The organism is Streptomyces sp. NBRC 110035, from assembly GCF_000829695.1.
Classification (GTDB): Bacteria; Actinomycetota; Actinomycetes; order Streptomycetales; family Streptomycetaceae; genus Streptomyces.
Genome location: NZ_BBNN01000024.1, coordinates 1 through 23,437, shown reverse-complemented (window position 1 = coordinate 23,437; position 23,437 = coordinate 1). Strand labels below are relative to the sequence as shown.

The window sequence follows — 23,437 nt, the reverse complement described above, 5'->3', positions numbered from 1 at the left end:
TCGGTCATCCGCAAGGGGACGCCGCATGGGAAACTCGTACGGCGGCGGGAATCCCTGCGGTCCCGTGCGTGCTGCGACGGACGATGACCGGACCGACGGTGTGTGCCGGTGCTCGCGGCGGCGAGTGTCCTGGGAGTGCGGTGGCGGAGAGGGAGGGTGCGGATGCGCGGGCGGGGCGACGGCAAGCGGCTGCGGGCGGCGGAGATCGGTGCGGACCTCGGTGAACGCGCCACCCTCGTCCAGTTCTCCAGCGCGTTCTGCGCGCCCTGCCGGGCGACCCGGAGGGTGCTCGGTGAGGTGGCCGGCCTGGTTCCCGGCGTGGCCCATGTGGAGATCGACGCCGAGGCGCACCTGGATCTCGTGCGCCGGCTGGACATCCTCAGGACCCCCACCGTGCTCGTCCTCGACGCCGAGGGCGCCGTCGTCCGGCGTGCCACCGGCCAGCCGCGCAAGGCCGATGTGATCGCCGCGCTCGGCGAGGCCGTGTGACGGCCGGCAAGGCCCGCCACCAGGGACGTTCCGGCGTCCCTCGGGGCTGAGCCGCGGGCGCCGCCTGCTGCGGGCAGATCGAGTTCCGGTTACGCTGCGTTGCGAAGGTCACAGTTCAAAGCGCTTGCTCAGCGGGAACGAACTGGATGTACTGGCGAGTAATATTTCGCTCGGAAACGTGGATCGCCCCGATCGGGAACGGCCGTTTGAGGCGCCTATGCTGCCTGAAGGCAGGCAGCCAGAAATGACGATTGCAGTAGGAGAGCCGGCGTGAGCTTGAGGATCGTTGTCACAGTGAAGTACGTGCCCGACGCCACTGGCGACCGGCACTTCGCCGATGACCTGACCGTCGACCGCGACGATGTGGACGGTCTGCTCTCCGAGCTGGACGAGTACGCGGTCGAGCAGGCGCTGCAGATCTCGGAGAACTCCGACGACGACGTGGAGATCACCGTCCTGACGGTGGGCCCGGAGGACGCCAAGGACGCGCTGCGCAAGGCGCTGTCCATGGGCGCGGACAAGGCGATCCACGTCGAGGACGACGACCTGCACGGCACCGACGCCATCGGCACCTCCCTGGTCCTGGCCAAGGCGATCGAGAAGGCCGGCTACGACCTGGTCGTCTCCGGCATGGCCTCCACCGACGGCGTCATGGGTGTCGTGCCGGCGCTGCTCGCGGAGCGCCTGGGCGTGCCGCAGGTGACGCTGCTGTCGGAGGTGTCGGTCGAGGACGGCAAGGTCTCGGGCCGTCGTGACGGCGACACCGCGTCCGAGCAGCTCGAGGCGTCGCTGCCGGCGGTCGTGTCGGTCACCGACCAGTCGGGCGAGGCGCGTTACCCGTCCTTCAAGGGCATCATGGCGGCGAAGAAGAAGCCGGTTCAGTCCTGGGACCTGTCCGACCTCGACCTCGACGAGGACGAGGTGGGGCTGGAGAACGCCTACACCGTGGTCGACTCCGCGACCGAGCGCCCGGCCCGCACCGCGGGCACGATCGTCAAGGACGAGGGCGAGGGCGGCAAGCAGCTCGCCGAGTTCCTCGCGAGCCAGAAGTTCATCTGAGCCAAGAGGCTCGACTCGCTTCCCGCCCCTCACACTTCGCAAGCAGGAGAGAAGAAGTCCCATGGCTGAAGTTCTCGTCTACGTCGACCACGTGGACGGCGCCGTCCGCAAGCCGACCCTGGAGCTGCTGACGCTGGCCCGCCGCATCGGCGAGCCGGTCGCCGTCGCGCTGGGCAACGGCGCCGCCGACACCGCCGCCACGCTGGCCGAGCACGGCGCGGCGAAGGTCCTCACGCATGAGGCCGCCGAGTACGCCGACTACCTCGTCGTGCCGAAGGTGGACGCCCTCCAGGCCGCCCACGAGGCCGTCTCCCCGGCCGCCGTCCTGGTCCCCTCCTCCGCCGAGGGCAAGGAGATCGCGGCCCGCCTGGCGCTGCGTCTGGGTTCCGGCATCATCACCGACGCCGTCGACCTCGAGGCCGGCGACGAGGGCCCGGTGGCCACGCAGTCGGTGTTCGCCGCCGCCTACACCACCAGGTCCCGTGTCTCCAAGGGCACTCCGGTCATCACGGTCAAGCCGAACTCGGCCGCCGTGGAGGCCGCTCCGGCCGCAGGCAGCGTCGAGGCGCTGTCCGTGTCGTTCTCCGGGCAGGCGACCGGCACCAAGGTCACCGGCCGCACCCCGCGCGAGTCGACCGGCCGCCCCGAGCTGACCGAGGCCGCGATCGTGGTCTCCGGCGGCCGCGGTGTCAACGGCGCGGAGAACTTCGCGGTCATCGAGGCGCTCGCCGACTCCCTCGGCGCGGCCGTCGGCGCCTCGCGTGCCGCGGTCGACGCCGGCTGGTACCCGCACACCAACCAGGTCGGCCAGACCGGCAAGAGCGTCTCGCCGCAGCTGTACGTCGCCTCCGGCATCTCCGGCGCGATCCAGCACCGCGCGGGCATGCAGACCTCGAAGACGATCGTGGCGGTCAACAAGGACGCCGAGGCCCCGATCTTCGACCTCGTCGACTACGGCGTCGTCGGCGACCTCTTCGACGTCGTCCCGCAGCTCACCGAGGAGATCAAGACCCGCAAGGGCTGATCCTCTCCGGGGCGAGGCCCCTGCGACCGCGTCCGGCGCGGTCGCAGGGGCCTCGCCCCGTTCCGTTCCCGGCGCGGCGCCCCGGCTGAGTCCTGGGCGCCGATGACGTGCGGCTGCCCGTGGCGCAGCAGTCGGCGTGTCACGGGTCCTTGGACGGCCCGGCTGCAGGGCTCCGCCGTACTGGCGAAGCGCAGGTCGAACGACATGATGTTCAGCGGCCCGCCCTGCCGTTCCCGGGCCGAGGCGGGCTCGGCGGGCAGTGCTGTACTGGAGAGCGCAAGGGCGGCGGAGGCGGCGAGCGCGGTCTTCGGTCCCAGGCGGCGCGTGACGCGGCTGCGGTTCGGCGCAGGAGAGCTCCTTCGCTGGTGCTGCGCGGCGGTGTCCCGGTGGGTCGGACGTGTGTCGGGGTGCGCCGGTGCGCGGTGTGGTGCGTGCCGGTCCGGTGCCGGGTGCTGCGTGGCTCCGTGCCGGACGGTGCCAGATGGATGTGAACATGCCGGGATGGCGGAGTGGATCGGGACGCACGAGGGGTGCGAGGCGGTGTTGACCGGCGCGAAGGCCGCCCGATAACTTCATTCAACGGATTATTGATTCCGCATCGCGGAAAATAATGGGACAGGTGTGCCTCGAGGCGTCAAGGACCGGGAGGATGCGCGATGAGCCGGAGCCGGCAGGAGCAGGTGGCGACGAGTGTCCCGGGCGCCGTCGGCGCGGAGATCGGCGCCTCCCTGGCGCCGGTCGACGCCGAGCTGGAGCGCCGCTACCCCGGAGACCCCGGCACCCGTCAGCCCGTTCACACCGTCTACGTGCCCGGCGACGCCTTCACCGCCGGCACCCTTCGCTCCTGGGGCGATCGGGCCCTGGCCGCTCTCGACGAACACGCTCCGGACGCCGTCTCGTTCGCCGCGGCCGTCGGGATGGACCCCGCACTGGCCGGGGACGTGTACGGGCGCGTCCGCGCCAAGCTGGAGCGCGAACCCGTGGAGGACCTGCGCGTCGACTTCGAGGACGGGTACGGCAACCGCCCCGACCCCGAGGAGGACGAGACCGCCGCCCGCACCGCGCGCCTGATCGCCGAGGCGTACCGGGACGGCGCGGCGGCCCCGTACATGGGCATCCGGATGAAGTGCATGGAGGCCGCGGTGCGTGACCGGGGCATCCGTACCCTCGACATCTTCCTCACCGGCCTGGCCGAGGCGGGCCCACTGCCCGACGGGCTGGTACTGACGCTGCCCAAGGTCACGTACGCCGAGCAGGTCACCGCCATGGCGCGGCTCCTCGACGCCTTCGAGGAGGCGCGCGGGCTGGAACCCGGCCGGCTCGGCTTCGAGATCCAGATCGAAACCAGCCAGGCCGTCCTCGCCGCCGACGGCACCGCCACCGTCGCCCGGATGATCCAGGCCGCCGAGGGCCGGGCCACCGGGCTGCACTACGGCACCTTCGACTACAGCGCCTGCCTCGGGGTCTCCGCCGCCCACCAGGCCAGTGACCACCCGGCGGCCGATCACGCCAAGGCCGTCATGCAGGTCGCCGCCGCGGGCACCGGTGTACGCGTGTCGGACGGTTCCACCAACGTCCTGCCCGTCGGCCCGACCCCACAGGTCCACGCCGCGTGGCGGCTGCACCACGGCCTCACCCGCCGGGTCCTGGCCCGCGCCTACTACCAGGGCTGGGACATGCATCCCGGACATCTGCCCACCCGTTACGCGGCCGTTTTCGCCTTCTACCGCGAGAGCTTCGAACAGGCCGCCGCCCGGCTCGCCCGGTACGCCGCCCGGACCCCCGGCGACGCCATGGACGAGCCGGCCACAGCCAGGGCGCTGGCCGGTCACTTGCTGCGCGGCCTGGACTGCGGTGCCCTGGACCCCGCCGAAGTGGCACGGGCGGCGGGCCTGACCCGCGCCGGCCTGGAGGGCTTCGCGTCCCCGCACCGGGGACACTCGGAGGGACGGCCCGGGTGAGGGGTGTCGGCGACGCCGTGCCGGTGCCGGGACGTTCCGGCCGCCGGGCCGTGCGTAACGCTTCGAAACCGGCGCCCGTACGGGCGGCTCCTCCCTGAAGGGCGGCCGCCCCGCGCGGTTCCGGCGGACCGGGGTGCTCAGTCCGCCGGGGGCAGCTCGCCCGAGCCGCGAGCGATCAGCCTGGTCGGCAGCTCGATCCGCTCGGGGGCGATCAGGGTGCCGTCCAGCTGGCGGAAGAGGCGCTCGGCCGCCGTCCGGCCGAGGGCGGCGGAGTCCTGGGCGACGACCGTGAGCCCCGGCCGGAGCAGATCGGCGAGCTCGATGTCGTCGAAGCCGACGAGCGCGACCGGGCGGGACCGCTCGCTCAGGACCCGGATCACGGTGACCGTCACCCGGTTGTTGCCCGTGAAGACCGCCGTGACCGGATCGGGGCGGGACAGCATCTCCTCGGTGGCCCGGCGCACCCGCTCGGGGTCGGTGACCCCCAGCGACATCCAGGCGTCCTCCACCGGTATGCCCGCGTCCTCCATGGCCGCGCGGTAACCGCGCAGCCGCTCGGACGCGGTGTGGATGCCGGGCATGTCACCGATGAAACCGATTCTGCGGTGCCCGTGGGCGATCAGATGGGCCACGCCGTCACGGGCGCCGCCGTAGTTGTCCGACACGACGACGTCGGCGTCTATCCGGCCGGCCGGCCGGTCCACGAAGACCGTGGCGACGCCCGCCCTGAGCTCCGGCTCGAGATACCGGTGGTCGTCACCGGCCGGAATCACCACCAGTCCGTCCACCCGGCGGGCGCACAGCGCCAGCACCAGTTCCTGCTCGCGGTCGGCGTCCTCCGCGCTGGAACCGTTGATCAGCAGTGCGCCGTGCGCGCGGGCGACCTCCTCGACCGCCCGGCTCAGCGGACCGTAGAACGGGTCCGCGAGATCCTCCAGGACCAGGCCCACACTGGCGGTACGGCCCTTGCGCAGCACCCGCGCGCTGTCGTTCCGGCGGAAACCGAGCGCCTCGATGGACTCCTGCACCCGGCGCTCCGTCTCCGGCGTGACCCCGGGTTCGCCGTTGACCACCCGCGAGACCGTCTTCAGACCGACGCCGGCACGGGCCGCCACGTCCTTCATGGTCGGGCGGCTGCCGTAACGGGACCCTGGGAGGCGGTGGATGCGGCGGGGCGTCTCCGGCACGGTACGGTGTCCTGTCCTGTAGGCCACGGGCTGCGTGGGGCCCTGGGGTCGTATGGGGATGCGGCGTCGAGCATAGAGCCTGGACAACGTTGTCAGGCTCAGGGACACTGTCCACCGCACGCCCCGGCCCGAGAGTGGTCGCGACATCGGGGTGCGGCTCGCCCCCGCGTGTCGGTTCATGGCCGCACGTGGGCTGTTTCGGTGCCTTTTTCATGGTTGACGGGGAGAATCGACACTGATGCACACCGATCTCGTGGCAGCGCTCGACATCGGCGGGACCAAGATCGCCGGTGCGCTGGTGGACGGGCAGGGCCGGATACTGGTCCGTGCCCAGCGGCCGACGCCCGCACGCAAGGACGGCGAGACCGTGATGCGGGCGGTCGACGTGGTGCTGGGCGAGCTCACCGCGTCCCCGCTGTGGGAGCATGCGAGAGCCGTCGGCATCGGCAGCGCGGGCCCCGTGGACGCCTCCACGGGCACGGTGAGCCCGGTGAACGTGCCCGGATGGCGCGACTACCCGCTGGTCGCCGGGGTCCGGGCCGCCACCGGCGGACTGCCCGTGGAACTGATCGGCGACGGCGTGGCGATCACGGCGGCCGAACACTGGCAGGGCGCCGCCCGCGGTCACGACAACGCGCTGTGCATGGTCGTCTCGACCGGGGTCGGCGGCGGACTCGTGCTGGGCGGCAGGCTGCACCCCGGGCCGACCGGCAACGCGGGGCACATCGGCCACATCAGCGTGGATCTCGACGGCGACCCGTGCCCGTGCGGCTCGCGCGGCTGCGTGGAACGCATCGCGAGCGGGCCCAACATCGCCCGCCGGGCCCTGGCGAACGGCTGGCTCCCCGGACCGGACGGCGACACCTCCGCCGCCGCGGTGGCCACCGCGGCCCGCGCGGGCGACCCGGTGGCCGTGGCGTCGTTCGCGCGGGCCGCGCGGGCGCTGGCCGCCGGAATCGCGGCCACCGCGACGCTCGTCGAGATCGACATCGCCGTGGTCGGCGGGGGAGTGGGCAAGGCGGGTGAGGTCCTCTTCGCCCCCCTGCGCCAGGCCCTGACCGAGTACGCGACGCTGTCGTTCGTCCGGCGTCTCGTGGTGACGCCGGCGCGGATGGGCACCGACGCCGGGCTGGTGGGCGCCGCGGCGGCGGCCCTGACCCGGCGGACGGACCCGGCGGCGGCAGGCGTCTGACCGAGGCCGGGACACGGACGCCCGCAGGAACGTTCACGCCGTGCCGTACGAGTCCGTACCGCCGTGGGTGTCCGTACGTTCCCGTGGGTCCGTGCGTGACCTTGGGGCGGCTTCCGCCGTTGAACCCGGCATGAAGAAGCGCAGCATGCTCGCCATCGCCTCCCTCGCCACCGGGTTCGTCGTCGCGGCGGTCACCCCGTCGCACGCGCTCGGTGAGGGACTCGACAGCCTTCCCGCCGGTGACGCACTCAGCACCCTCGATCACGCCGTCACCGACGACGCCCTCGCCGCCACGGCCGACGTCGACCGGGAGACCAAGGCCTGACGGGCCGCACGGCAGAACCGCCCACGGCGCCGGCGCCTCCTTCCCCGAGGGGCACCGGCGCCGTCGGTGTGCGTTCTCAACTCGCGCTGGTTTCCGTGGCAGGGTGGAGCGGGCAAGCCACAGGGGGCCAACAGAAGAGGGGGAACCGTGATCGTCTGGATCAACGGCTGTGTCGACATAAGGCCAGGTCGGCGTCCTGCCTGCTTCTATTCGCTCCGAAACCTAGCCTTAGCTAGCCTTGATTGGGAAGATCTTTCTCCCATCCGTCTCCCATGGGGGACGGATGGGAGACGGCTGCGATAGAGCTCCAGATCCGGGACCGTTCGGTCAACCAGGGGCGCCGTGAGCTATCGCCGCCGAGGGGACTCGGGCCCGCCGGGCTACACCCAACAAGGCGATAACCGGCGTTCCGACGCTCATGGCTTCCAGGGCGCGAGCCCGAAGGACTCCCGCAGCGAGAGGGCTAACACTAGGGCGCGGCTGGGGAGGGCCACACGGGCTGCTCTGACTGCCGAGTCCTGGTCTACGACGCCGACGCCGTCCCCGACCGGGCCACCCTGACCGCTTTCGCCGACGCCGCCGCCGAACACGGGGCGTCTACCGGCCGGATGCCAGCACTGATCCAACAACAGCGGCTCCCGCTGCTCTTCCGCCGTCCCTTCCCGCGCGGCCTGGCCGGCCTGCTGCTGACCGAGGAGTGTGTCTACCAACTGCGGCGCTCCCTAGCTAGGGCTGGCAGGAGGCCAGCGGACGGCTTTCACACGCCACGGGTGCCGCCGCCGTCGTGCGCATACGAGCAGACATACGATCGCCGAAGCCGTTGTTCGGCCCACCACAGCGAGCGGTAACACAGGTGAGCAGCACGCTGCTCCCGAGGCGCTCGAAGGACGAGCTGCTCGATGCGATCCGAGCAGGAAGCCTCAACGCCCCCGTGGTGTAGCTGGCCACAACAGCCCCAGCATCGCCATCATCACCGAACTCGCCCAGCGTCATCCCCATACCAGCGGCGTCCGTGAACTGTCAGTCGCTGTGCGGTCGGCCCAGCCATAACCGGAACGGGCGACTGGCCGAAGACAAGTTTCCCCGATGCCATGGGGTGTTCTCCTGCAAGGCTGGCTTCACCACGATCGGCACAGGAGACGCATCCACCATGGCCACGGCGCAGCAGCCCACGTCCGCCCAGCACCGGCGGGTGCAGTGGAAGCCCATTGACCGGGCGCTGGCCCGCTACTCGACCGAATCGCTGGTAGTGCTGCTGGAGACCGCGCTGGCCTCTCCCGGCTGCTCTCGCTTCCACGATCACCTGCTGCTGCTGTGGACCCGGGTCCTGCGAGGCTCCGTCCGGCTGGGGAGGCGCGCGGGCGCACAGGATCTGCCGGGACTGGTCGAAGCCGTTGTCCGTGCTGCCCCTGGACGCGGAACACTGACGGAGAGGGAGCCGAACGACCCGCGTGCCCTGGTGCGGTACGAGGTGGCGGGGGAGCGGCTGCTGGTTCATCCTGGGCAGCTCGACCACCCGGTGATGTTTCTTCGCTGTGCGGAGCTGACGGCGCGAGCGGTCGACGAGTCTGTGCTGACCGTGCATGGCTTCACCCTCACTGACGTTCTGGAGCTCGTGCTGCGCTGCACGGACCGGGTGGTGTCGACGCTGGCGCTGGCGTGGCCCGAGGTGTACGACGACCGGTCCGCGCAGGACATCGCCTGCGGGATCAACCCCGACGAGTACGACGCCGTCGAGGGGCTGGCCGACCTCGACCCGACTGAGATCGCCGCCGGATGTCGGGAGCCGGAACGCGCCGCTCGCGCGCTGGATTGGCTGACCTCGGACATCACCTCCATGTCGCTGCGCTACAACCCCAGAGCACCGCTCCTGGGGCCGGTGCTCGCCGTCGTTGCGCACGGCCGCCGCCGGCTGGTCCCGGCCTCCGCCATGCTGAACAGCTTCGCCGCGGCCCTGGAGTCCCTGATCACCCAGGTCCCGGATGGGCCGGCTGCCGAGGAGTGCCTCCAGTCGCTGACCGTGGACCGCGTCGCCCAGCTGCTGGGCCTGGACGGGGCACCCGCCCGGCCCGGGCCGGTGTGCGTGATCTCCTCACCCACTCACCGTTACGACATTGCCGTCGTCTGCGCGCTCGCGGACGGCCTCCTGTCGACCAGGATCGAGGAGGGCCGAGCCAAGTTCGCCGAACAGCCGCCCGGCCGCGGGCGGCTCGTGGTCTATGGGGGACCCCGGGTGCTCGGGCCGGAGCTGATTCTCGACACCTGCTACGTGCATGCCGAAGAGCTCGCCGAGATCCTCGCCGACGCGGAAGGCGACCCGGCCCTGCTGGCCCTGTTTGTCCTGGAGCTCACCGAGCACCCCGGCGTCGACGCCGTATTCCACCAGGAGCCGCTCGACGCGTGGAGCGCCTGGTCGCGCGCGGGCACGCTGCTGCTCCCCGGCCCGCCTCGCAACGAAGTCGCCGTCGTTCCGGCGGCCGGGGCCGATCTCACATGGCAGCGGGCCGCGGCCTGGGCCCGCCTGGACGACGTCCTCGCCACTGCCGGGCTGCCGTCGGCGCTGCACTGGCGCTTCGCCCACCTCGTTGACCCCGACCCCGCCGTTCCCGGGACCGATGCCGACCTTCTCCAACCGGGCCCCGGCGAACTGCTGGTGCGGATCAGCACTGTCCCGCCGATGGCCATCATCGCCCGGCCCGCCCGCGGCCAGGGCGCCGTGCTCGATCTGGCTGCGATGAGCGGACTGGCCGACAGCATCCGCACCACGATCACCAGTTGCACCGCGGTCGCCGAGCACTTCACCCTGCCCGACGGCGCCCCCGTCGTGATGCAGCTGACCGGGACCGCCCGACCCCACCAGCCCCCGAGCCCCGGCCCCGGCAGGGACGAGCCGGATGCCGGCGAGTGGCTTCCGCTGCACGCCGGTGCAGACCCTGACCGGGCCTGGATCGGCATCGACTTCGATCCGCCGCTGCTGGCCGCCTTCACCGGCGACGGCCACCAGGGCCACCGTGTGCTCGGCAGGCTCCTGCACCACCTGGTCGAGCGGATCCGCCGCGGGCGCGGCGTCGGGGGCGGCACCGATCCAGAGGCCTTCGCCGAAGCCTGGAACAATGCGCACCCGGTACTACGCTTCACCGGTACCGCCACCTTCTGGCCCGCGACCGCCCCCCACTTCACGCTTCCGCGCACGAGCCACCTCCACGCCCGGGCCCTGCGCCGCGCGGCCACCGCCGTCCGCCGCGCCGGAGTTCCCGTCGGCTCCTGGCACGGCGCTGACGCCTTCGCCCGGGGCGGCCCCGCCGAGCAACTGCTTCATGCCCTCGAAGACGAGCTCACCCGGCAGATCCGATCCCACCAGCCGGACCTGGTCGACGAACTGGCTCGGCAGCTGAACGCGGCCTGGGCCAGCCGCACCCGCGGCCACCACGAGGTGACCGTGAACCTCGCCGCACCCTGGGCTCAGAACTGGGCCCAGGAAGCCGTCCGCCGCCAGGCCGATGCCGCCACCGCCACGTCCGCCCTGCAGCTGCTCCTCCAGCAGGCGATCACCACCCCACCCGCCGGCCGCCGACCCGTCGACATCCTGGCCGTCGCCGACCTGGTCGCCCTCGCCGAGCTCGTACTGCACTGCGGCACCACCGCAGTCGCCGCCGCCCGCCGGCTGCACGACCTCCACCTTGAGACCCACACCACCGGCGTGTTCACCCTCACCGACACTGACCAGACGCACACCGCCGGCCCGGGCGCCGAGCTGCTCCACCTCGGCTTCGACGCACAGGCGTACCAGCACGCCCGGCAGCAGCACTTCATCACCCAGGCCGCCGCTGCCCCGCCCGAACACCTCGACCCGGCCGCCGTGTTCTCCACGGCCCGCACCCGGGCCCGCGTCGAGTTCACCGCGCCGCGCCTGCCCGCGGGCAGCCAGATCGCCGTCGCCGACCAACTCCTGTGCCAGCACTGGAGCTTCGGATTCGATGCACTGGGGGCCGTGCTGGCAACGGCCGCCGACTGGCCGACCGGAGCGGACGGCATCGCCGCCGTCACCGCCGAGGACCTGATCGACGAGGCCGCCGCCTGGTCGGCGCTGCCCGACGACGAGCTGGCAGCCGCTGTCGACCGGCTGCGCCTGCACTCGGCCAACGCGGCCCCTTCCGGGGCGCACGCCTACACTGAGGTCGAACGCCGCATCCGGCCCACTACTCACCCGCTGATCGAACACGGCGGCCGCTTGCTCCTGCTGCCCTGGCTCCTTCACACCTCCCAGGAGCTCTACGCCGCCTACCTCGACGAGGGCCGCCTCCCGCATCCCGACCTGCCCCGGCCCGTTGGGGACGCCCTGCGCCGTTACCGTCAGCAGCTCGACGAACGCCTGGAAGCCGACCTCCAGTCCGTCGCCCGCACCGCCGGCCTGCCCCACCGCTTCCGCCTCCTGGAGAAGACCGCCGCCCAGCTCGGCATTCCCGGCCTCATCGGGGAGATCGACCTGCTCGTCGCTGACCCGGCCACCCAGCGGCTGTGGGTCATCGAGGCGAAGAACCCCGAAGGCGCGGTCGCCCCGCACGCCCTGCTCCAGCACGTCCAGCGCTTCACTGCCCGCTACCGCGACAAGCTCCTAGCCAAGGCCGCTACCATCACCGCCCACGCGGCCGCGGCCGCCCGCGCCTGTCAGGCCCCCGGCGACCTGGACTGGGACGTCATCCCGCTGATGGTCACCCGCAGCATCGAACCGGCCGGCTTCCTCGCCGACCCGAAGGTCGCCTTCACCATCGCCGACCACCTCGCCCAGGTCCTGACCTCCCCGGCGAGCCCACACCCGGGGTGGAACAGCCCCGGCGAAGGGAAGAACTGATGCCGGCTCCACTCGAACGAGTCGACTCGGCGTACGCCCTGGTCACCGATCCGACGGCCCAGCGGGTGCTGCTCGTCAGAGACCGTCGAAGCGGTCAGTGGGGACTGCCTGGAGGCCGCCGTGAGCACGGTGAGACCCTCCCCGAGGCCGCCGCCCGCGAGACCCTGGCGGAAGCCGGGGTGGTCGTGGACGTCGGCCCTCTGGTCCACGTCGGCGAACGGATTGCCGACGCCCACGACCTCTTCGCGGTCTTCCGCGCGGCCTACGTCTACGGCGAGCCCGCCGCGGGCGGGGACGAGGAGATCACCGAAGCGTCCTGGGTCGCACTCTCCACTGCCGACGCGCACCTGCCCTTCTCCACCGGCGGCCTCACCTCGCTGCTGGCCGCCGAGGGCACCGCCCATCACACCGCCCGGCCCGGCCGCCCGGCGACCAGCACACCGTCGGCGCTCCCCGCGCCCACACCGGGCGCGGTGGCGTTGACCGGCGGGCGCATGACGACGGGCATCGTCCGGGACGGTGCCACCGTCCTGCGCCCCTCCACCCCAGCCTCCCCCTTCGTCGCCGCACTCCTCGGGCTGCTGCACGCCCGGGGCTTCGACGGTGCTCCGCGCTACCTTCGACGCGAGGGAGCGAGCGACATCCTCGACTTCCTTCCCGGAGAGGTTCCCCAGCGATTCCGCACCTGGTCAAACCGGCAGGTCAACGCCGCCGGTACGCTCCTGCGCTCGTTCCACGACGCGACCAGAGGCAGCGACCTCGCCGGCCGCTTCCCGGTGGTCTGCCATCACGATCCCGGTCCGAACAACGTCGTCTTCCGGGACGGGGTGCCGACAGCTCTCATCGACTTCGACACTGCGGCCCCCGGCTCCCCGCTTGAGGACCTCGGCTACATGGCGTGGACCTGGTGCATCAGCGCCAAGCCGACGGCGCCCGCCGTCGAGGACCAGGCGGCTCAGGTCCGAGTCCTCGTGAACGCGTACGGGCTGGATGCCATGGCCCGCGGCGCGCTCGTCGACTCCATCCTGGAGAGGCAAATCCGCAACGCCCGGTTCTGGGCAGAGCAAGGGCTCGCCTCAGATGGCCTTCCCGTCAGCGCGGAAGCCATCGTGCAACGCATCGCATGGAGCCGCCGCGAGCATGCCTTCGTCAACGCTCATCGCCAGATCTTCGACGGCGCCCTGTGACCACACCCGCCTGGACAGAAACAGGCGTTGCCGTGACCTTGGTCATCACCACAGGTGCAGCGCTTCCAGGACCTGTGCGGCCGTGGGCAGCGGCGCAGTGGGGGAGGTGATGAGGAGGTGATGAGGAGGTTGTCGGGGACGGCGGCCTTGGTGTCGAATTTGATCATCTCGCGCCAGCGTAGAACTTGAGCCCACTGCGCCGTCCAGGCAGGGCGCAGTTCCTCGGCAGGGATGTTCTCGAGCTGGCGCCCGTCGGCCAGGAGCCGTGCGGCGGTCTTGGCGCCGACGCCGCGGATGCCGCGGATGTTGTCGGCGGAGTCGCCCATCAGGGCGCGGAAGTCCGGCCACTGTTCGGCGAGGACGCCGTAGCGGGGGAGGACGTGCTCACTTGTGGTGTAGCGGCGCTCCATGGCGAAGTCGGTGTTCAACAGGCGCACGCTGGGGTCGGCCAGGAGCTGGATGAAGTCCTTGTCGGTGGTCATGATGTCGACCGCACGGCCTTCGGCGCGGGCAGCGGTTGCCAGGGTGGCGATGACGTCGTCCGCCTCGCAGCCGTCCTGCTCGATCCACCTGACGCCGGTGTGGTCGAGGGCGTTCTTGATCAGGGCAAGAGACTCGATCAGCCCGGGCTCTGGGGCGGGCCGCTGAGCCTTGTAGTCGCTGTCCACTGCGGTCCGGCCCTGGGAGCCTGCCTCGGAGTCGAAGACCACGAAGATCTCGAACCCGCCGGCATGTTGGACCTGTGCCTTGCGCAGGAGCGCGATGAAGCCGAACACGCCGGTGCGGTCGATAGTCTTGTCGCGACTGGTAATGCGAGTGGCGAATCCGTACCAGGCACGGTGGAGGAGATAGTGGCCGTCAACGAGCAGCAGGGGCGCGGTCATGGCGTTATCTCCAGGGGGCGGTGCGTGCTGTTTGGTGCCGGTGACCGCGGCGTACGGGCGTCCGTTCCCGGATGACCCTGGAGTCTAGCCGCGGTCGTGGTGCGGCCAGCACCAGGTCGCCCGTGGCCCCGCTCGCGGGGCTACGGGCGACGCGCGCTTCGGCTGCGTTGCCGATCCTGGGTGATGTCATGCGGGCAGTACGCCCGGGTCGGCCCTGGCCGGTTAGGGCCTGGTGGCGATGATCGCCTCGGTGCGGATCACCTCGTCGAACCGCCCGGAGGGGGCGAAGGCGAGCAGCGCTGCGCGCAGGTCCTGCTCGAAGGCGTCCTTCTGCTCGCCGAGCTGGGCGGGGCTGGAGTACGACAGGCTGAACACCCAGCCGATGACCTCGTCCACGGTGCGTGTCAGGGTGTGGTCCCAACGCGCGGTGTCGACTTGAGAGAAGGGGGAGCGCGCGAGGACGTCCTGGTGGCGCTCCTTGGGGTGTGAGTAGGTGCCGGAGCCGGCGCGGCGCTCGGGGCCGAGGTAGCGGGTGCGGACCTCGTCGACGACGTGGCGCCAGTCGGCGGGCTCGAGGTCGCCGGGGGCGCCACCGGAGGCGAGGACGATCGCGCCGCCCGGTTCGATGATCCGGTCGAGGTCCCGGGCGACCTGGTCGCGGTCCATCCAGTGGTAGGCCGCGCCCATGACGGTGAGCAGGATGGGCCTGAGGTCCATCGCCGGGAGGGTGGTGGAGTCGCCCTCGCGCCAGTTGATGTTGGTGATGCCCTGTTCGGCGGCGAGGCGGCGGCCCTCTTCGAGCATGCCCTTCTCGGGGTCGACGGCGACGACCTCGCCGACGAGCGGTGCGAGGTCGAGGGCGATGATGCCGGGGCCGGCGCCGAGGTCGAGGACGCGCTGGGTGCCGTCGAGGCCGAAGCGGTCGGCGAGCAGGGTGTAGAACTCGGGCGCGTAGCGGGGCCGGTGCGCGGCGTAGTACGGCGCGGTGGACGCGAACAGCTCGTCGGGCGTGTACGAGGGGGTGGAGGAGGTCACGGGTCCAGTCTCTCGCGGGGGTTCGGTCAGGGTCGGGTGTTCGGTCAACGAGCCGGAGCGGTGTTCAGGTGCTTCCACCAGTCGGCCAGGGGGCGCGCGCCGGAGCCTTCGCGGGCGACGGAGCCGTCGGGGTGGCGGTCGCGGGCGCCGAGGAGCTGCCGTGCGACGTCGTCCAGGTCCGGCCGGTCGAGGAGGTCGGGGGCGGGGTCGTCGACGGCGTTGAGCCACCGGTAGCCGTACTGCATCATCACGGCCAGCCGGTCGTGGCCGGAGCGGTTGAGGCCGCCGGCGTGCCACCCAGCAGCTCCGGCACCGACTGGCCCGAGGCCCGCGACGCCAGATCCCAGCAGGCCAGCTCGACAGCCGAGACGGCCTGCCGGGCGTGCGCCCCTTGCTGGTGCCGACCGGTCCTCGGCCGGTAGCCGAGCTTGCGCGGCGCCGCCGCGTCGTGCCCGACCAGCCCGTCGGCGAGGGCGTCCACGACGAGCCGCGCCACACCCTCCCCGACCGGCGCGTGCCAGCCCGAGACCCCGTCGCCGACCACCTCGATCGCGAACCGGGTCCGGTGCTCCGCCCACGACGGACCCGCCGGCGCGACCGCCACTGCGGCCACAGCATCCGGTAACCCCTGCGGCAGACCGGCCGGCTGCCCCGCCACCGGCCACACCCGCACCGCCCGCACCACCGTCACAGCACCACCGCTGCGGCCGGCCATCAGATCCGCCCCCCCGGTCAGCTGCTCCCCGGCGAAGGTGTACGCCCACGGCGAGCGGTAGTTCTGCCACCACTGCGGCCGCAGCCCCGTCGTCACGAACAGCTCCTCGACCGCGCGGCGCATGGCCAGGTTCCACTCGATCGTGTCCGACCCTGGCGCGCGGTAGACGTCCATGAAGGGGTTGTGCGCCTGGAACGTCTGGAACCGGGGGAACGTCGTCGTCACCGGCACCAGCCGCTTCAGGTTCTCCACGGCCTCCTCGATCGGGTCCAGACCCACGATGTAGGTGAAGTCCGTGGTGATGCCCCGCTCCTTCGCCGCCCCGAGTGTGGCGACCATCTGGTCGACCGTCAGCGCGGCCTTGGACCCCTTGAGGATGTTCGCCCGGTTGGTGAAGCACTCCACCGTCAGGGTCAGGTGGAAGGGCCCGAGCCCGGCGGCCCGGTCCAGGCCCGCCTCGCTGGTGAGCAGCGACGACAGGAAGTGCAGCGTCCCCTCGCAGCCGGTGCTGCGCATCGCGGCGCGCACGCCCTCCAGGTGCTCCAGGGCGAGGTGCTCGTACAGGAAGCACCCGGTGCACACCGTGACGGTCTCGACCCCCGACAGGTCCGGCATCCCGGAGTTCGCCGCGAGGGTGGCGAAGTAGCCGGGCAGGTCGAGTTCGCGGATCGCCGGGTCCGACGCGCCCTCCAGGGTGTTCGGGCAGAACGTGCACCCGACGCACTGGGACCGCTGGTTGGAGTTCAGGGTGAGCATCTTGGTGCCGTTGCGCCAGTAGCCCAACACGGCGTCATCGTCCTCGATGCCGGTGACCGCGCCGACCCGCTCACCGCGCAGCCGCAGCTCGTGCTCGTCGATCTCGAACGGCGAGTCCTCGCGGCCCAGGGAGAGGATCAGGTACGAGGGGTCGGCCGGCCGCGAGTCCAGCGCCAGCTGGAACCGCATCCGCGGCTTGTCCAGCGGCGAACGAGCCCCGCAGCTGTTCAGCGCGATGAGCAGCACGTCCTCGGGGTTGATCTTCCACTCGCGGGCCACCTCTCCCAGGTGGCGGACGGATTCGAGCATCGGCTTCCCTCTCTCGCCTACGGAGCGGGGCACCGGAAAGGCCGGCGCCCGTCGGAGTCGTGCGTCCCGGCTTCACGCGGAGAACCCTCCCGTGCGAAGCCGGTGCCAGACCGTAGGCGCCCAGGACCCTCTGTTTGTTCACAGCGGTGAACAGTCAGTGCTCCGGCGGCTACACCACGCAGCCGGGACGCGGAAACAAGGCGGTCTGAAGCCGCGCCCATCCGAATAGGAAGCGTGACGGACCTGGGCCTATCGGCTGATGCCCATCCGGTGAGCGAGGCCGGCCAGGTCGCGCTGCACATGGGCGGGAAGCCGTCTGCCGAGGAGGTAGCTGACGGAGTCCCCGATCAGGGCGTCGGCGTGGACCCGTTGCGGGGCGATCAGTTCCGCGCGGAGGAACCGCTCGGCTGCCGTCGACTCCTGTCCGCGAATGTGGACGAGGGCGCGTCCCAGGTCGGAGTGGTAGGCCGCCTGGCGGCCGGGGGCGCTGATGATCTCGGGGTGGACGTCGGCGCCTGCGGTGACGGCGTCGCCGTGGTGCCCGAGGTCGGTGTTGAGGCTGACCCGGTGGATCGCCACGTTCGTCGGGCCGAAGTTCAGGTGGAAGGCGCGGGTCTCTCCGATCCCGTCCGCCAGACGCTCCGCCTCGGCCAGGTGGGAGCGGACATCGGACGTGCGGTCGCGGGCGGGCCGGCTCGGGTCCTTCGTGATGCTCGTGGCGGAGATCAGGTGGAGTTCACCGAGCAGCGCCTCGGCATGAGGGAGGGCCAGGTGCTGCTCCAGCAGATTCACCGTGGCGGTCGCCTTGGACAGGGCCTGCTGCGGGCTCCCGGCCGCCATGAGGATGTGCGTGGCGAAGAAGCCGCTCAGGGCGGTGTAGACCGGGTCCTCGAGCTCGGCGATGGCCTCGCTGGCCCGGGTGACCGCGATGAAGGCCAGATCGGTGTAGCCGAGCGATTTGAGCATCAGGGTGCATGCCGGGTGGTAGGCGTCGGCCAGCAGCCTCAACACCCTCGCCGGGTGCGCCCCTCGCTCGCCGCAGCCGCCGCCTGAAGGTCCGCGAGCAGCACCGGCAGCCTGACCGCCAGGGCCCCGTACTCCGCGGCGTGGTAGAGCCGGTTCGCGCGCCGCACCCGCGCCGCCAAGCGCGTGACGGACTCCTCGGGCGCCGGACGGTCAGGCGGACTGCCCACCGTCATGCCCATCAATGCGAGCCTCAGTTCCGGGATCGCGGCATGGGCCTCTGTGGCGTGCGGATCCACGGGCAGGAAGGGCTGGCCCAGCAGCTCCGACGGCGCGACCCTTAGGGCATCGGCGATCGCGTTGATGTAGGCAGGGTCCTTCAGGAGCCGCTGGCCGGTCTCGACCATCGACAAGTAGGAAGAAGACACGCCCGCCAGACCGGCCAGCGCCCGCACAGTTAACCCCCGCCTGCCACGGAGCGCCCGCACCCTCTTGCCGATCAGCGTGGCCAGCTGCTGCTGCCGTTCATCCATGATCGTCCGCCCAACTACTTCTGGATCATGCGTAGGTTAGGCCAGGTCCGGCCGTCGTAACCGGGCATTCCCCGAACGAGCACAGATCACCTCATGCCGAACCGCACGGCCATGGCGCCCAGTTCCTCGGCGTGTGCCCGGGCGCGGACGAGGAGCACACTCACGAGTTCACGGGCCAGGGGATCCAACCTGGTGTGCAACGGTGCGATGGTTTCCGCGGCCACCAAATCCTCGGACGCAGCCCCGTACAGACCGAGCCTGGCCCGAGCGGACGAAGTGAGCACGAGTAGGGCGGAGCGGTCACCCGCCGGGAGGCGAACGGCACTCGCCGCCCGCTCAAGCACGCTGTCGTAGCTGCCGCGCTCCGCCGCCACGAAGGCCCCGGCAGCGGCAGCCTGGGATTGCTGCTGCGCGTCGATGGCCTTTTCATGCGCGGAGGCGAGCAGACGATCGCTTTCTGCCTCTTGCCCGAGCGTCGCGTGCGCGACGGCCAGCGGCAGCAGTACCTCTGCCGGGATGTCGATCTCTCCCCGCGCCACCCGGGAGATGGCGAGTTCGGCCTGCCCCATGTCCAGCAGTAGCCGGACCTCCTCTCCGAGTACCACTGGGCGGACCTCCGCCGGGGGACCCGCCTGACGAAGCATGCTCCAGGCAAGGTCCCAGTACCCGAGGCGGCGCAGGAGTCGACCCACGCATACGTGAGCCGCTGCACGAAGAGTGGCGGCCCCGCGGTCGGCGTCGCCGGGCTGTGGCGAGCCGGCCAGTTCCAGCAGTCTCGGAACTTTCAGAGCGGCGGCGGCAAGGTCACCGGCGTCGTCGGAAGCCTGCAGTCCCTCGACGAGGACGGCCAGTCGCTCTGGGGCAGCCTCCCCGAGGGCGCTGTCGACGGAGAGAGCACGAGCCAGATGCTGGCGTGCGTGCCACACGAGCGAGTGCACGGCGGAGTGGTCGGACCCGGAGGGCATGTAGGGCTGGCCGGTCAGTTCAGCCGGATCCAGTCGAAGACCGGAGGCGAGTGCGCTGAGGATGCGGCGTTGGTCGACCCAATCCCTCCCCGCCTCGAGCTCTCTGATCAACTGCTCGGGAAGGCCGGAACGCGTCGCCATACTGGCCACGGTGATGCCTCGGCGTATTCGCCACTCAACGAGGTGACGGCCAACAGGGGTGGGGCCGTCGCCGTCCATCTCCTGCGTCACCAGGGTGCTCGCATGGCCACTCGCGGGCTCCGTGCTCATCCTCGGGCGGCAAACGCCGGTCGCGGGTCGGGCCCCTCTACGGGACCACATGGGCTTCGCGGCGACACAGTAGCCACACGGAACCGGCCAAAGCGAATATGCCGGGTTGAGACGTGTGCGAACTTCCTTGCTGCCCGGCTGCGGCATGTGGATCGCCATGACCCACTCCAGGATGAAGTCGTGCTCGACGAGGTGGTCTTCCATGTGAGGCGTGAGCGCCCACATGCGCACGATGGGGTCCTCGGTGGTCACCGGGCACCGCAGAATCTCGGACCGCAAGGCGACCTTGGTCCCGGGCTCACGGACGTTTGAGTGGTGGCCGGCATGAGCGGACCCGCCCAGTGCGCCACGTACTTGGTGTGCAGCGCGGAGAAGATCAACCGGCCGCCGGTCGCCGATGTGCCCAAGGTCCTGACCTTCCGGATGAAACAGCTGACCGCGATGAGCGCGAACGGCTTCGAGCAGGCGTGCGCCGACCTGCTCGCCCGGGACGGGTTCATACGGACCCGCCGGGTCGGTGGCTCGGGCGACTTGGGGGCGGACGTCGTGGCCTGGGACGGAGACGGCCGCAAGATCGTTGCACAATGCAAGCAATACACCGCGCCGGTCGGGTCTGGGGCGGTGCAGAAGTTCAACGGCACCGCGCGTCCCGAGCATGGTGCGGATGTCGCCGTCATTGTCGCTCTCAACGGATTCACCAAGTCCGCAACTGAGTTCGCCGAGCGGCACGACATCGTCCTCATCGGACGACCGGAGCTCAAGCGCTGGGCACATGGCGAGCACCTCTATGCCGTCGTCGACGAACAGCACTCCCCGGCATAGCCGGCCAGCCAGATTTGGGCTGGCCGGCAGCCAGAAGCGGTGCAGATCAGTTGCGTCGGAGTTCGCCGCGGAGGATGCCGCCGATGAATGCGTCGTATTCGCCGTCGGTGAACAGGTGCGGGGCCTTGCCGGTGTTCTTGGAATCACGCAGGGCCACGATGCCCTGGTCGAGGAAGGCGACCTGGATGCAGGTCTGGCCGCCGCTGCTGCTGGTCTGCCACTGGGCGTTGCGCAGCTGGGACTCGACCCAGGACGGGTCGAGCTCGTTCTTGTTCATGCAAGATCCTTGGCGATGGTGGTGAGGAGCGGTACGGACGCCTTCTGGGAGAGGGCGTCGGATTTGAGCATGTCGCTGGTGGTGCGGTACACCTCCACCGTGTCTGGCTCGTTGAGGTGGAGCAGGGCCCGGATGGACTCGATGCACACGAGGTCCCGGCTCGTTGGGAAGGACATGAGCATGAAGTGCCCGTCCATCCCGGCGTGTGCGCCGGCCCGGTAGGGCAGGACCTGGATGGTGATGTTCGGGTCCGTGCGGGCGAGCCCGATCAGGTGCTCGATCTGGGCGCGCATGACGGCCTTGCTGCCGACTTCCTGACGCAGGAGTCCTTCGGGAAGGACTGCCCATATCTTCAGCGCCGGGTCGCGCTCCAGCATGTTCTTCTGGTGCTCCTGGCGCATGGCCACGAAACGTTCGATGTCCTCTGGGGTCTTCCAGGCTCGGCTGCCTTCGGTTACGGCCCGGGCGTACTCGGGCGTCTGCAGCAGACCGTGGATGGCGACGGGGTTGAAGACGAACAGGCTGCTGGCGCTCTCCACCAGGGAGAGGTAGTCGCCGAGCGGGTCGTCGACAACACCCTCGTACCGCTGCCACCAGTCGGCCTCGCCGGCGCGGCGCACGAGATTGCGCAGTTCTTCACGCAGGGCCGGGTCGTCGATCTGGTAGACCTCGAAGAAGTGCGGCAGTTGCTGGATCTTGAGTCCCTGCACTCCCTTTTCGATCTTGCTGACGGTGGAGAGGGACCGATATCCGAGGCGGCTGGCTGCCTCCTCCTGTGTCCAGTGCAGGGACTCGCGGATGCGCCGGAGCTCCGCGCCCAGGCGTCGGCGTCGCGGGGTCGGCTCGACCGGCATCCCCACCTCCTTGTGTTGGGCGACAGGCTAGCGTCTGCGCCAGTTCGGGAATATGCCAAATCCCTGAAGGGAAAGACTTTCCTCAAGGACCTTCTTGCCGCAAGGGTAGTTGGCGGTCCATTATCGAGTCTCGCCTACTCGGATGGTGGCGTGCCGGTTACGCGGTGCCACCGCGTTCGGGTGTACGTCCGCGCCGCTTGGAGGGCCAGTGCCTGGGATGGTGATCAGCCCGGTCCGGCAGCACCACATGGTGCTGCCGGAGATCAGCCCCGATGCGATGGAGCCCGTGCGCGAGATCGTACGGATCCTGCTGCGGATGTGGCACAAGAGCGACCTGAGCTTTGTGGCCGAGCTCGGCGTCACCGAGTTGCTGACGAATGTCTGGAAACACACTCCGGGCGACTGCGAGCTCCTGATCCGTGAGGTACCCGACGGCGTCCTGGTGGGCGTCATTGACTTCGACGACGCGCTCCCCGCGGTGAAAGAGCCGGTGGACGACGCCGAGTGCGGCCGGGGCCTGTTCCTGCTGGCTGCGCTGACCGATGAGTTGCAGACCCAGCCCCTGCTCACCGGGAAGCAGGTGTGGTTTCGCCTCGGACGCCCCCTCGTCGGCGGTGAGGAAGAAGCGGACCATGGCTGAATGATCACGAAAGATCCGCGCGGCAACACCGGTCCCGTCCTGTCAGGAGAGCGCTCATGCAGGCTGTTCCCGCCGTCCAGGCCGATCTTCCCGCATGGCTGCGCCTGGCGGGTGAGGTCGAGGATCTGTTCGGCCCCATGGTCGACGATCCGCAGTTCCGGGAGGCCGTGGAGCGCAACATCGAGCGCGGGACCGCTCTGTGCGTACGCGATACGCCGGATGTGCCCGGTGGCGCGCTCGTCGGCGGGCTGCTGATGTCGGTCCATCCACCGCTCTACGAGATCAGTTGGCTGGCGGTCGGCGGCGCCTGGCGGGGCCGGGGCATCGGTGGACTGCTGGTTCGCTCCGCCCTACGTGACCTCGCCGTCGCTCCGGGCACGGTCGAGGTGACGACGTTCGGGCCGGACCACCCTGGCCGGGACGCCCGTGGCTTTTACGAACACCTTGGCTTCGCACCTGTCTTGCCCCTGTCGGCGGACGGCACGCGCCAGACCTACCGACTCCGCCTGTCGGAGGGGTGACGTCCTCCCGGCCGTGGTCCGCGGGCTGCCGCCTGCATCAACTCCAAGGGGTGTGCATCTTTTGAGGGTGTCTGTGTGATCAGGCGGTGAGTATGAGGGTGTTGCGGTAGCGAGCCTGGTGGTTGCGGGTGTACTCCTGTTGTTCGTGCCAGGCCCAGTAGGTGTCGAAGTCGCCGTTGGTGCGCAGGGCGCGGAGTTTCAGGACGGCTTCGGCTCCGGTCAGGCCCCAGCGGGCCCCGGTGATGTCGAGGCGGTCTTTTACCAGGTGGCGGCATGCGCCTTCGATGATCCCGGTCGCGATGGGCCAGCCGGCGGCCAGCGCGGTGTCGTAGCGCAGGTAGTCGGCTTTGTTGGTGAGGTAGGCCACGGCGTCGTCGATGCTCTTGTTCTGGCCCGGGGCGATCCCTGCGTCGGTGGCGGCCGTTGTGATCGTCTCGGCTGCGGTCAGGGCGTCTCCGGCCAGGATGGTGCGGGCGGTGCGGGCGACCCATGCCTCGATGTCCTTGCTGCCGCCGGGGTGCAGGGCGTGGGCGGCGCTCCACAGGTATTCCAGGACGTGGATGATGTCGATCACGATGTGCACCTGCACGTCGCGGGCGGCGGCCTGCTCGTTGATC

The 23,437-nt window shown here is 70.7% G+C and carries 21 protein-coding genes and 1 pseudogene; 11 read left to right on the top strand and 11 right to left on the bottom strand.

Annotation, left to right across the window (positions count from 1 at the left end; all coding sequences use genetic code 11):
- Positions 1-162: 162 nt before the first annotated feature.
- The 4 genes from TU30_RS14075 (at position 163) to TU30_RS14060 (ending at position 4,533) form a co-directional block, all read left to right on the top strand.
- Positions 163-489 carry a thioredoxin family protein gene (locus TU30_RS14075; protein WP_042169419.1) on the top strand — a complete coding sequence of 109 codons (327 nt, stop codon included), beginning with the start codon at positions 163-165 and terminating at the stop codon, positions 487-489.
- 270 nt (positions 490-759) lie between these two features.
- The gene (locus TU30_RS14070; RefSeq protein WP_042169412.1) at positions 760-1,548 is read left to right on the top strand and encodes an electron transfer flavoprotein subunit beta/FixA family protein; all 789 of its coding nucleotides are present in this window, start codon (positions 760-762) and stop codon (positions 1,546-1,548) included.
- Between the two features lie 61 nt (positions 1,549-1,609).
- Positions 1,610-2,572 carry an electron transfer flavoprotein subunit alpha/FixB family protein gene (locus TU30_RS14065; RefSeq protein ID WP_042169409.1) on the top strand — a complete coding sequence of 321 codons (963 nt, stop codon included), beginning with the start codon at positions 1,610-1,612 and terminating at the stop codon, positions 2,570-2,572.
- A 656-nt stretch (positions 2,573-3,228) separates the two neighbouring features.
- The gene (locus TU30_RS14060) at positions 3,229-4,533 is read left to right on the top strand and encodes an aldolase/citrate lyase family protein (RefSeq protein ID WP_042169403.1); all 1,305 of its coding nucleotides are present in this window, start codon (positions 3,229-3,231) and stop codon (positions 4,531-4,533) included.
- A gap of 137 nt (positions 4,534-4,670) precedes the next feature.
- Here TU30_RS14060 and TU30_RS14055 read toward each other — a convergent pair whose 3' ends face one another.
- Complete coding sequence (locus tag TU30_RS14055) at positions 4,671-5,720, bottom strand: LacI family DNA-binding transcriptional regulator (RefSeq protein WP_042169401.1); 1,050 nt, start codon at positions 5,718-5,720, stop codon at positions 4,671-4,673.
- A 238-nt stretch (positions 5,721-5,958) separates the two neighbouring features.
- On the opposite strand from TU30_RS14055, the gene TU30_RS14050 reads away from it, so the two are divergent.
- The 4 genes from TU30_RS14050 (at position 5,959) to TU30_RS34060 (ending at position 13,276) form a co-directional block, all read left to right on the top strand.
- Complete coding sequence (locus tag TU30_RS14050) at positions 5,959-6,912, top strand: ROK family protein (protein WP_042169399.1); 954 nt, start codon at positions 5,959-5,961, stop codon at positions 6,910-6,912.
- A 130-nt stretch (positions 6,913-7,042) separates the two neighbouring features.
- A complete protein-coding gene (locus TU30_RS14045; protein WP_042169397.1) occupies positions 7,043-7,237 on the top strand; it encodes a hypothetical protein in 195 nt (64 codons plus the stop codon).
- A gap of 1,150 nt (positions 7,238-8,387) precedes the next feature.
- Positions 8,388-12,089 (top strand): hypothetical protein, encoded by a 3,702-nt coding sequence (locus tag TU30_RS14035; protein ID WP_042169391.1) that lies wholly within the window; start codon positions 8,388-8,390, stop codon positions 12,087-12,089.
- Complete coding sequence (locus TU30_RS34060; RefSeq protein ID WP_078878283.1) at positions 12,089-13,276, top strand: NUDIX domain-containing protein; 1,188 nt, start codon at positions 12,089-12,091, stop codon at positions 13,274-13,276. Before TU30_RS14035 ends, TU30_RS34060 begins: the two co-directional genes overlap by 1 nt.
- Here TU30_RS34060 and TU30_RS14025 read toward each other — a convergent pair.
- The 7 genes from TU30_RS14025 to TU30_RS13995 form a co-directional block, all read right to left on the bottom strand.
- Positions 13,246-14,160 carry a 5'-3' exonuclease H3TH domain-containing protein gene (locus TU30_RS14025; protein ID WP_052479799.1) on the bottom strand — a complete coding sequence of 305 codons (915 nt, stop codon included), beginning with the start codon at positions 14,158-14,160 and terminating at the stop codon, positions 13,246-13,248. The genes TU30_RS34060 and TU30_RS14025 overlap by 31 nt on opposite strands.
- A 222-nt stretch (positions 14,161-14,382) precedes the next feature.
- Positions 14,383-15,195 carry a class I SAM-dependent methyltransferase gene (locus TU30_RS14020; RefSeq protein ID WP_042169387.1) on the bottom strand — a complete coding sequence of 271 codons (813 nt, stop codon included), beginning with the start codon at positions 15,193-15,195 and terminating at the stop codon, positions 14,383-14,385.
- A 44-nt stretch (positions 15,196-15,239) separates the two neighbouring features.
- Positions 15,240-15,446, bottom strand: a complete 207-nt coding sequence (locus TU30_RS14015) for a hypothetical protein (protein ID WP_234307861.1) — start codon at positions 15,444-15,446, stop codon at positions 15,240-15,242.
- Complete coding sequence (locus tag TU30_RS14005) at positions 15,443-16,975, bottom strand: hypothetical protein (protein WP_234307860.1); 1,533 nt, start codon at positions 16,973-16,975, stop codon at positions 15,443-15,445. Before TU30_RS14005 ends, TU30_RS14015 begins: the two co-directional genes overlap by 4 nt.
- A gap of 249 nt (positions 16,976-17,224) precedes the next feature.
- The gene (locus TU30_RS37210) at positions 17,225-17,986 is read right to left on the bottom strand and encodes a hypothetical protein (RefSeq protein WP_234307859.1); all 762 of its coding nucleotides are present in this window, start codon (positions 17,984-17,986) and stop codon (positions 17,225-17,227) included.
- The gene (locus TU30_RS37205) at positions 17,980-18,471 is read right to left on the bottom strand and encodes a helix-turn-helix domain-containing protein (RefSeq protein ID WP_234307858.1); all 492 of its coding nucleotides are present in this window, start codon (positions 18,469-18,471) and stop codon (positions 17,980-17,982) included. Before TU30_RS37205 ends, TU30_RS37210 begins: the two co-directional genes overlap by 7 nt.
- Positions 18,472-18,557: 86 nt before the next feature.
- Positions 18,558-19,958, bottom strand: coding sequence for a helix-turn-helix transcriptional regulator (locus TU30_RS13995; protein ID WP_052479798.1), 1,401 nt, complete (start codon positions 19,956-19,958; stop codon positions 18,558-18,560).
- Between the two features lie 72 nt (positions 19,959-20,030).
- Here TU30_RS13995 and TU30_RS13990 point away from each other — a divergent pair, with 72 nt between their 5' ends.
- On the top strand, positions 20,031-20,528 hold the full coding sequence (locus TU30_RS13990; RefSeq protein WP_078878293.1) for a restriction endonuclease: 498 nt from the start codon (positions 20,031-20,033) through the stop codon (positions 20,526-20,528).
- A gap of 46 nt (positions 20,529-20,574) precedes the next feature.
- Here TU30_RS13990 and TU30_RS13985 read toward each other — a convergent pair whose 3' ends face one another.
- Together TU30_RS13985 and TU30_RS13980 are read right to left on the bottom strand one after the other, a co-directional pair.
- Positions 20,575-20,805: a DUF397 domain-containing protein gene (locus TU30_RS13985; protein ID WP_042169382.1), complete on the bottom strand. Its 231-nt coding sequence runs from the start codon at positions 20,803-20,805 to the stop codon at positions 20,575-20,577.
- Entirely contained in the window at positions 20,802-21,659 is an 858-nt protein-coding gene (locus TU30_RS13980; RefSeq protein WP_052479796.1) for a helix-turn-helix transcriptional regulator, read from the bottom strand. Before TU30_RS13980 ends, TU30_RS13985 begins: the two co-directional genes overlap by 4 nt.
- Positions 21,660-21,876: 217 nt before the next feature.
- On the opposite strand from TU30_RS13980, the gene TU30_RS13975 reads away from it, so the two are divergent.
- Both TU30_RS13975 and TU30_RS13970 read left to right on the top strand, forming a co-directional pair.
- Complete coding sequence (locus TU30_RS13975; protein WP_042169380.1) at positions 21,877-22,299, top strand: ATP-binding protein; 423 nt, start codon at positions 21,877-21,879, stop codon at positions 22,297-22,299.
- A gap of 56 nt (positions 22,300-22,355) precedes the next feature.
- Positions 22,356-22,820: a GNAT family N-acetyltransferase gene (locus TU30_RS13970; protein WP_042169378.1), complete on the top strand. Its 465-nt coding sequence runs from the start codon at positions 22,356-22,358 to the stop codon at positions 22,818-22,820.
- A gap of 79 nt (positions 22,821-22,899) precedes the next feature.
- Here TU30_RS13970 and TU30_RS13965 read toward each other — a convergent pair.
- A pseudogene (locus TU30_RS13965) lies at positions 22,900-23,437 on the bottom strand (ISKra4 family transposase); the annotation flags it as partial.

Excerpts from the sequence above, each read along its gene's own strand:
- TU30_RS14075 (WP_042169419.1), top strand. The coding sequence starts at position 163 with ATGCGCGGGCGGGGCGACGGCAAGCGGCTGCGGGCGGCGGAGATCGGT.
- TU30_RS14065 (WP_042169409.1), top strand. The coding sequence starts at position 1,610 with ATGGCTGAAGTTCTCGTCTACGTCGACCACGTGGACGGCGCCGTCCGC.
- TU30_RS14060 (WP_042169403.1), top strand. The coding sequence starts at position 3,229 with ATGAGCCGGAGCCGGCAGGAGCAGGTGGCGACGAGTGTCCCGGGCGCC.
- TU30_RS14050 (WP_042169399.1), top strand. The coding sequence starts at position 5,959 with ATGCACACCGATCTCGTGGCAGCGCTCGACATCGGCGGGACCAAGATC.
- TU30_RS14045 (WP_042169397.1), top strand. The coding sequence starts at position 7,043 with ATGAAGAAGCGCAGCATGCTCGCCATCGCCTCCCTCGCCACCGGGTTC.
- TU30_RS14035 (WP_042169391.1), top strand. The coding sequence starts at position 8,388 with ATGGCCACGGCGCAGCAGCCCACGTCCGCCCAGCACCGGCGGGTGCAG.
- TU30_RS34060 (WP_078878283.1), top strand. The coding sequence starts at position 12,089 with ATGCCGGCTCCACTCGAACGAGTCGACTCGGCGTACGCCCTGGTCACC.
- TU30_RS14025 (WP_052479799.1), bottom strand. The coding sequence starts at position 14,160 with ATGACCGCGCCCCTGCTGCTCGTTGACGGCCACTATCTCCTCCACCGT.
- TU30_RS14005 (WP_234307860.1), bottom strand. The coding sequence starts at position 16,975 with ATGCTCGAATCCGTCCGCCACCTGGGAGAGGTGGCCCGCGAGTGGAAG.
- TU30_RS37205 (WP_234307858.1), bottom strand. The coding sequence starts at position 18,471 with ATGGATGAACGGCAGCAGCAGCTGGCCACGCTGATCGGCAAGAGGGTG.
- TU30_RS13990 (WP_078878293.1), top strand. The coding sequence starts at position 20,031 with ATGAGCGGACCCGCCCAGTGCGCCACGTACTTGGTGTGCAGCGCGGAG.
- TU30_RS13985 (WP_042169382.1), bottom strand. The coding sequence starts at position 20,805 with ATGAACAAGAACGAGCTCGACCCGTCCTGGGTCGAGTCCCAGCTGCGC.
- TU30_RS13980 (WP_052479796.1), bottom strand. The coding sequence starts at position 21,659 with ATGCCGGTCGAGCCGACCCCGCGACGCCGACGCCTGGGCGCGGAGCTC.
- TU30_RS13975 (WP_042169380.1), top strand. The coding sequence starts at position 21,877 with ATGGTGATCAGCCCGGTCCGGCAGCACCACATGGTGCTGCCGGAGATC.
- TU30_RS13970 (WP_042169378.1), top strand. The coding sequence starts at position 22,356 with ATGCAGGCTGTTCCCGCCGTCCAGGCCGATCTTCCCGCATGGCTGCGC.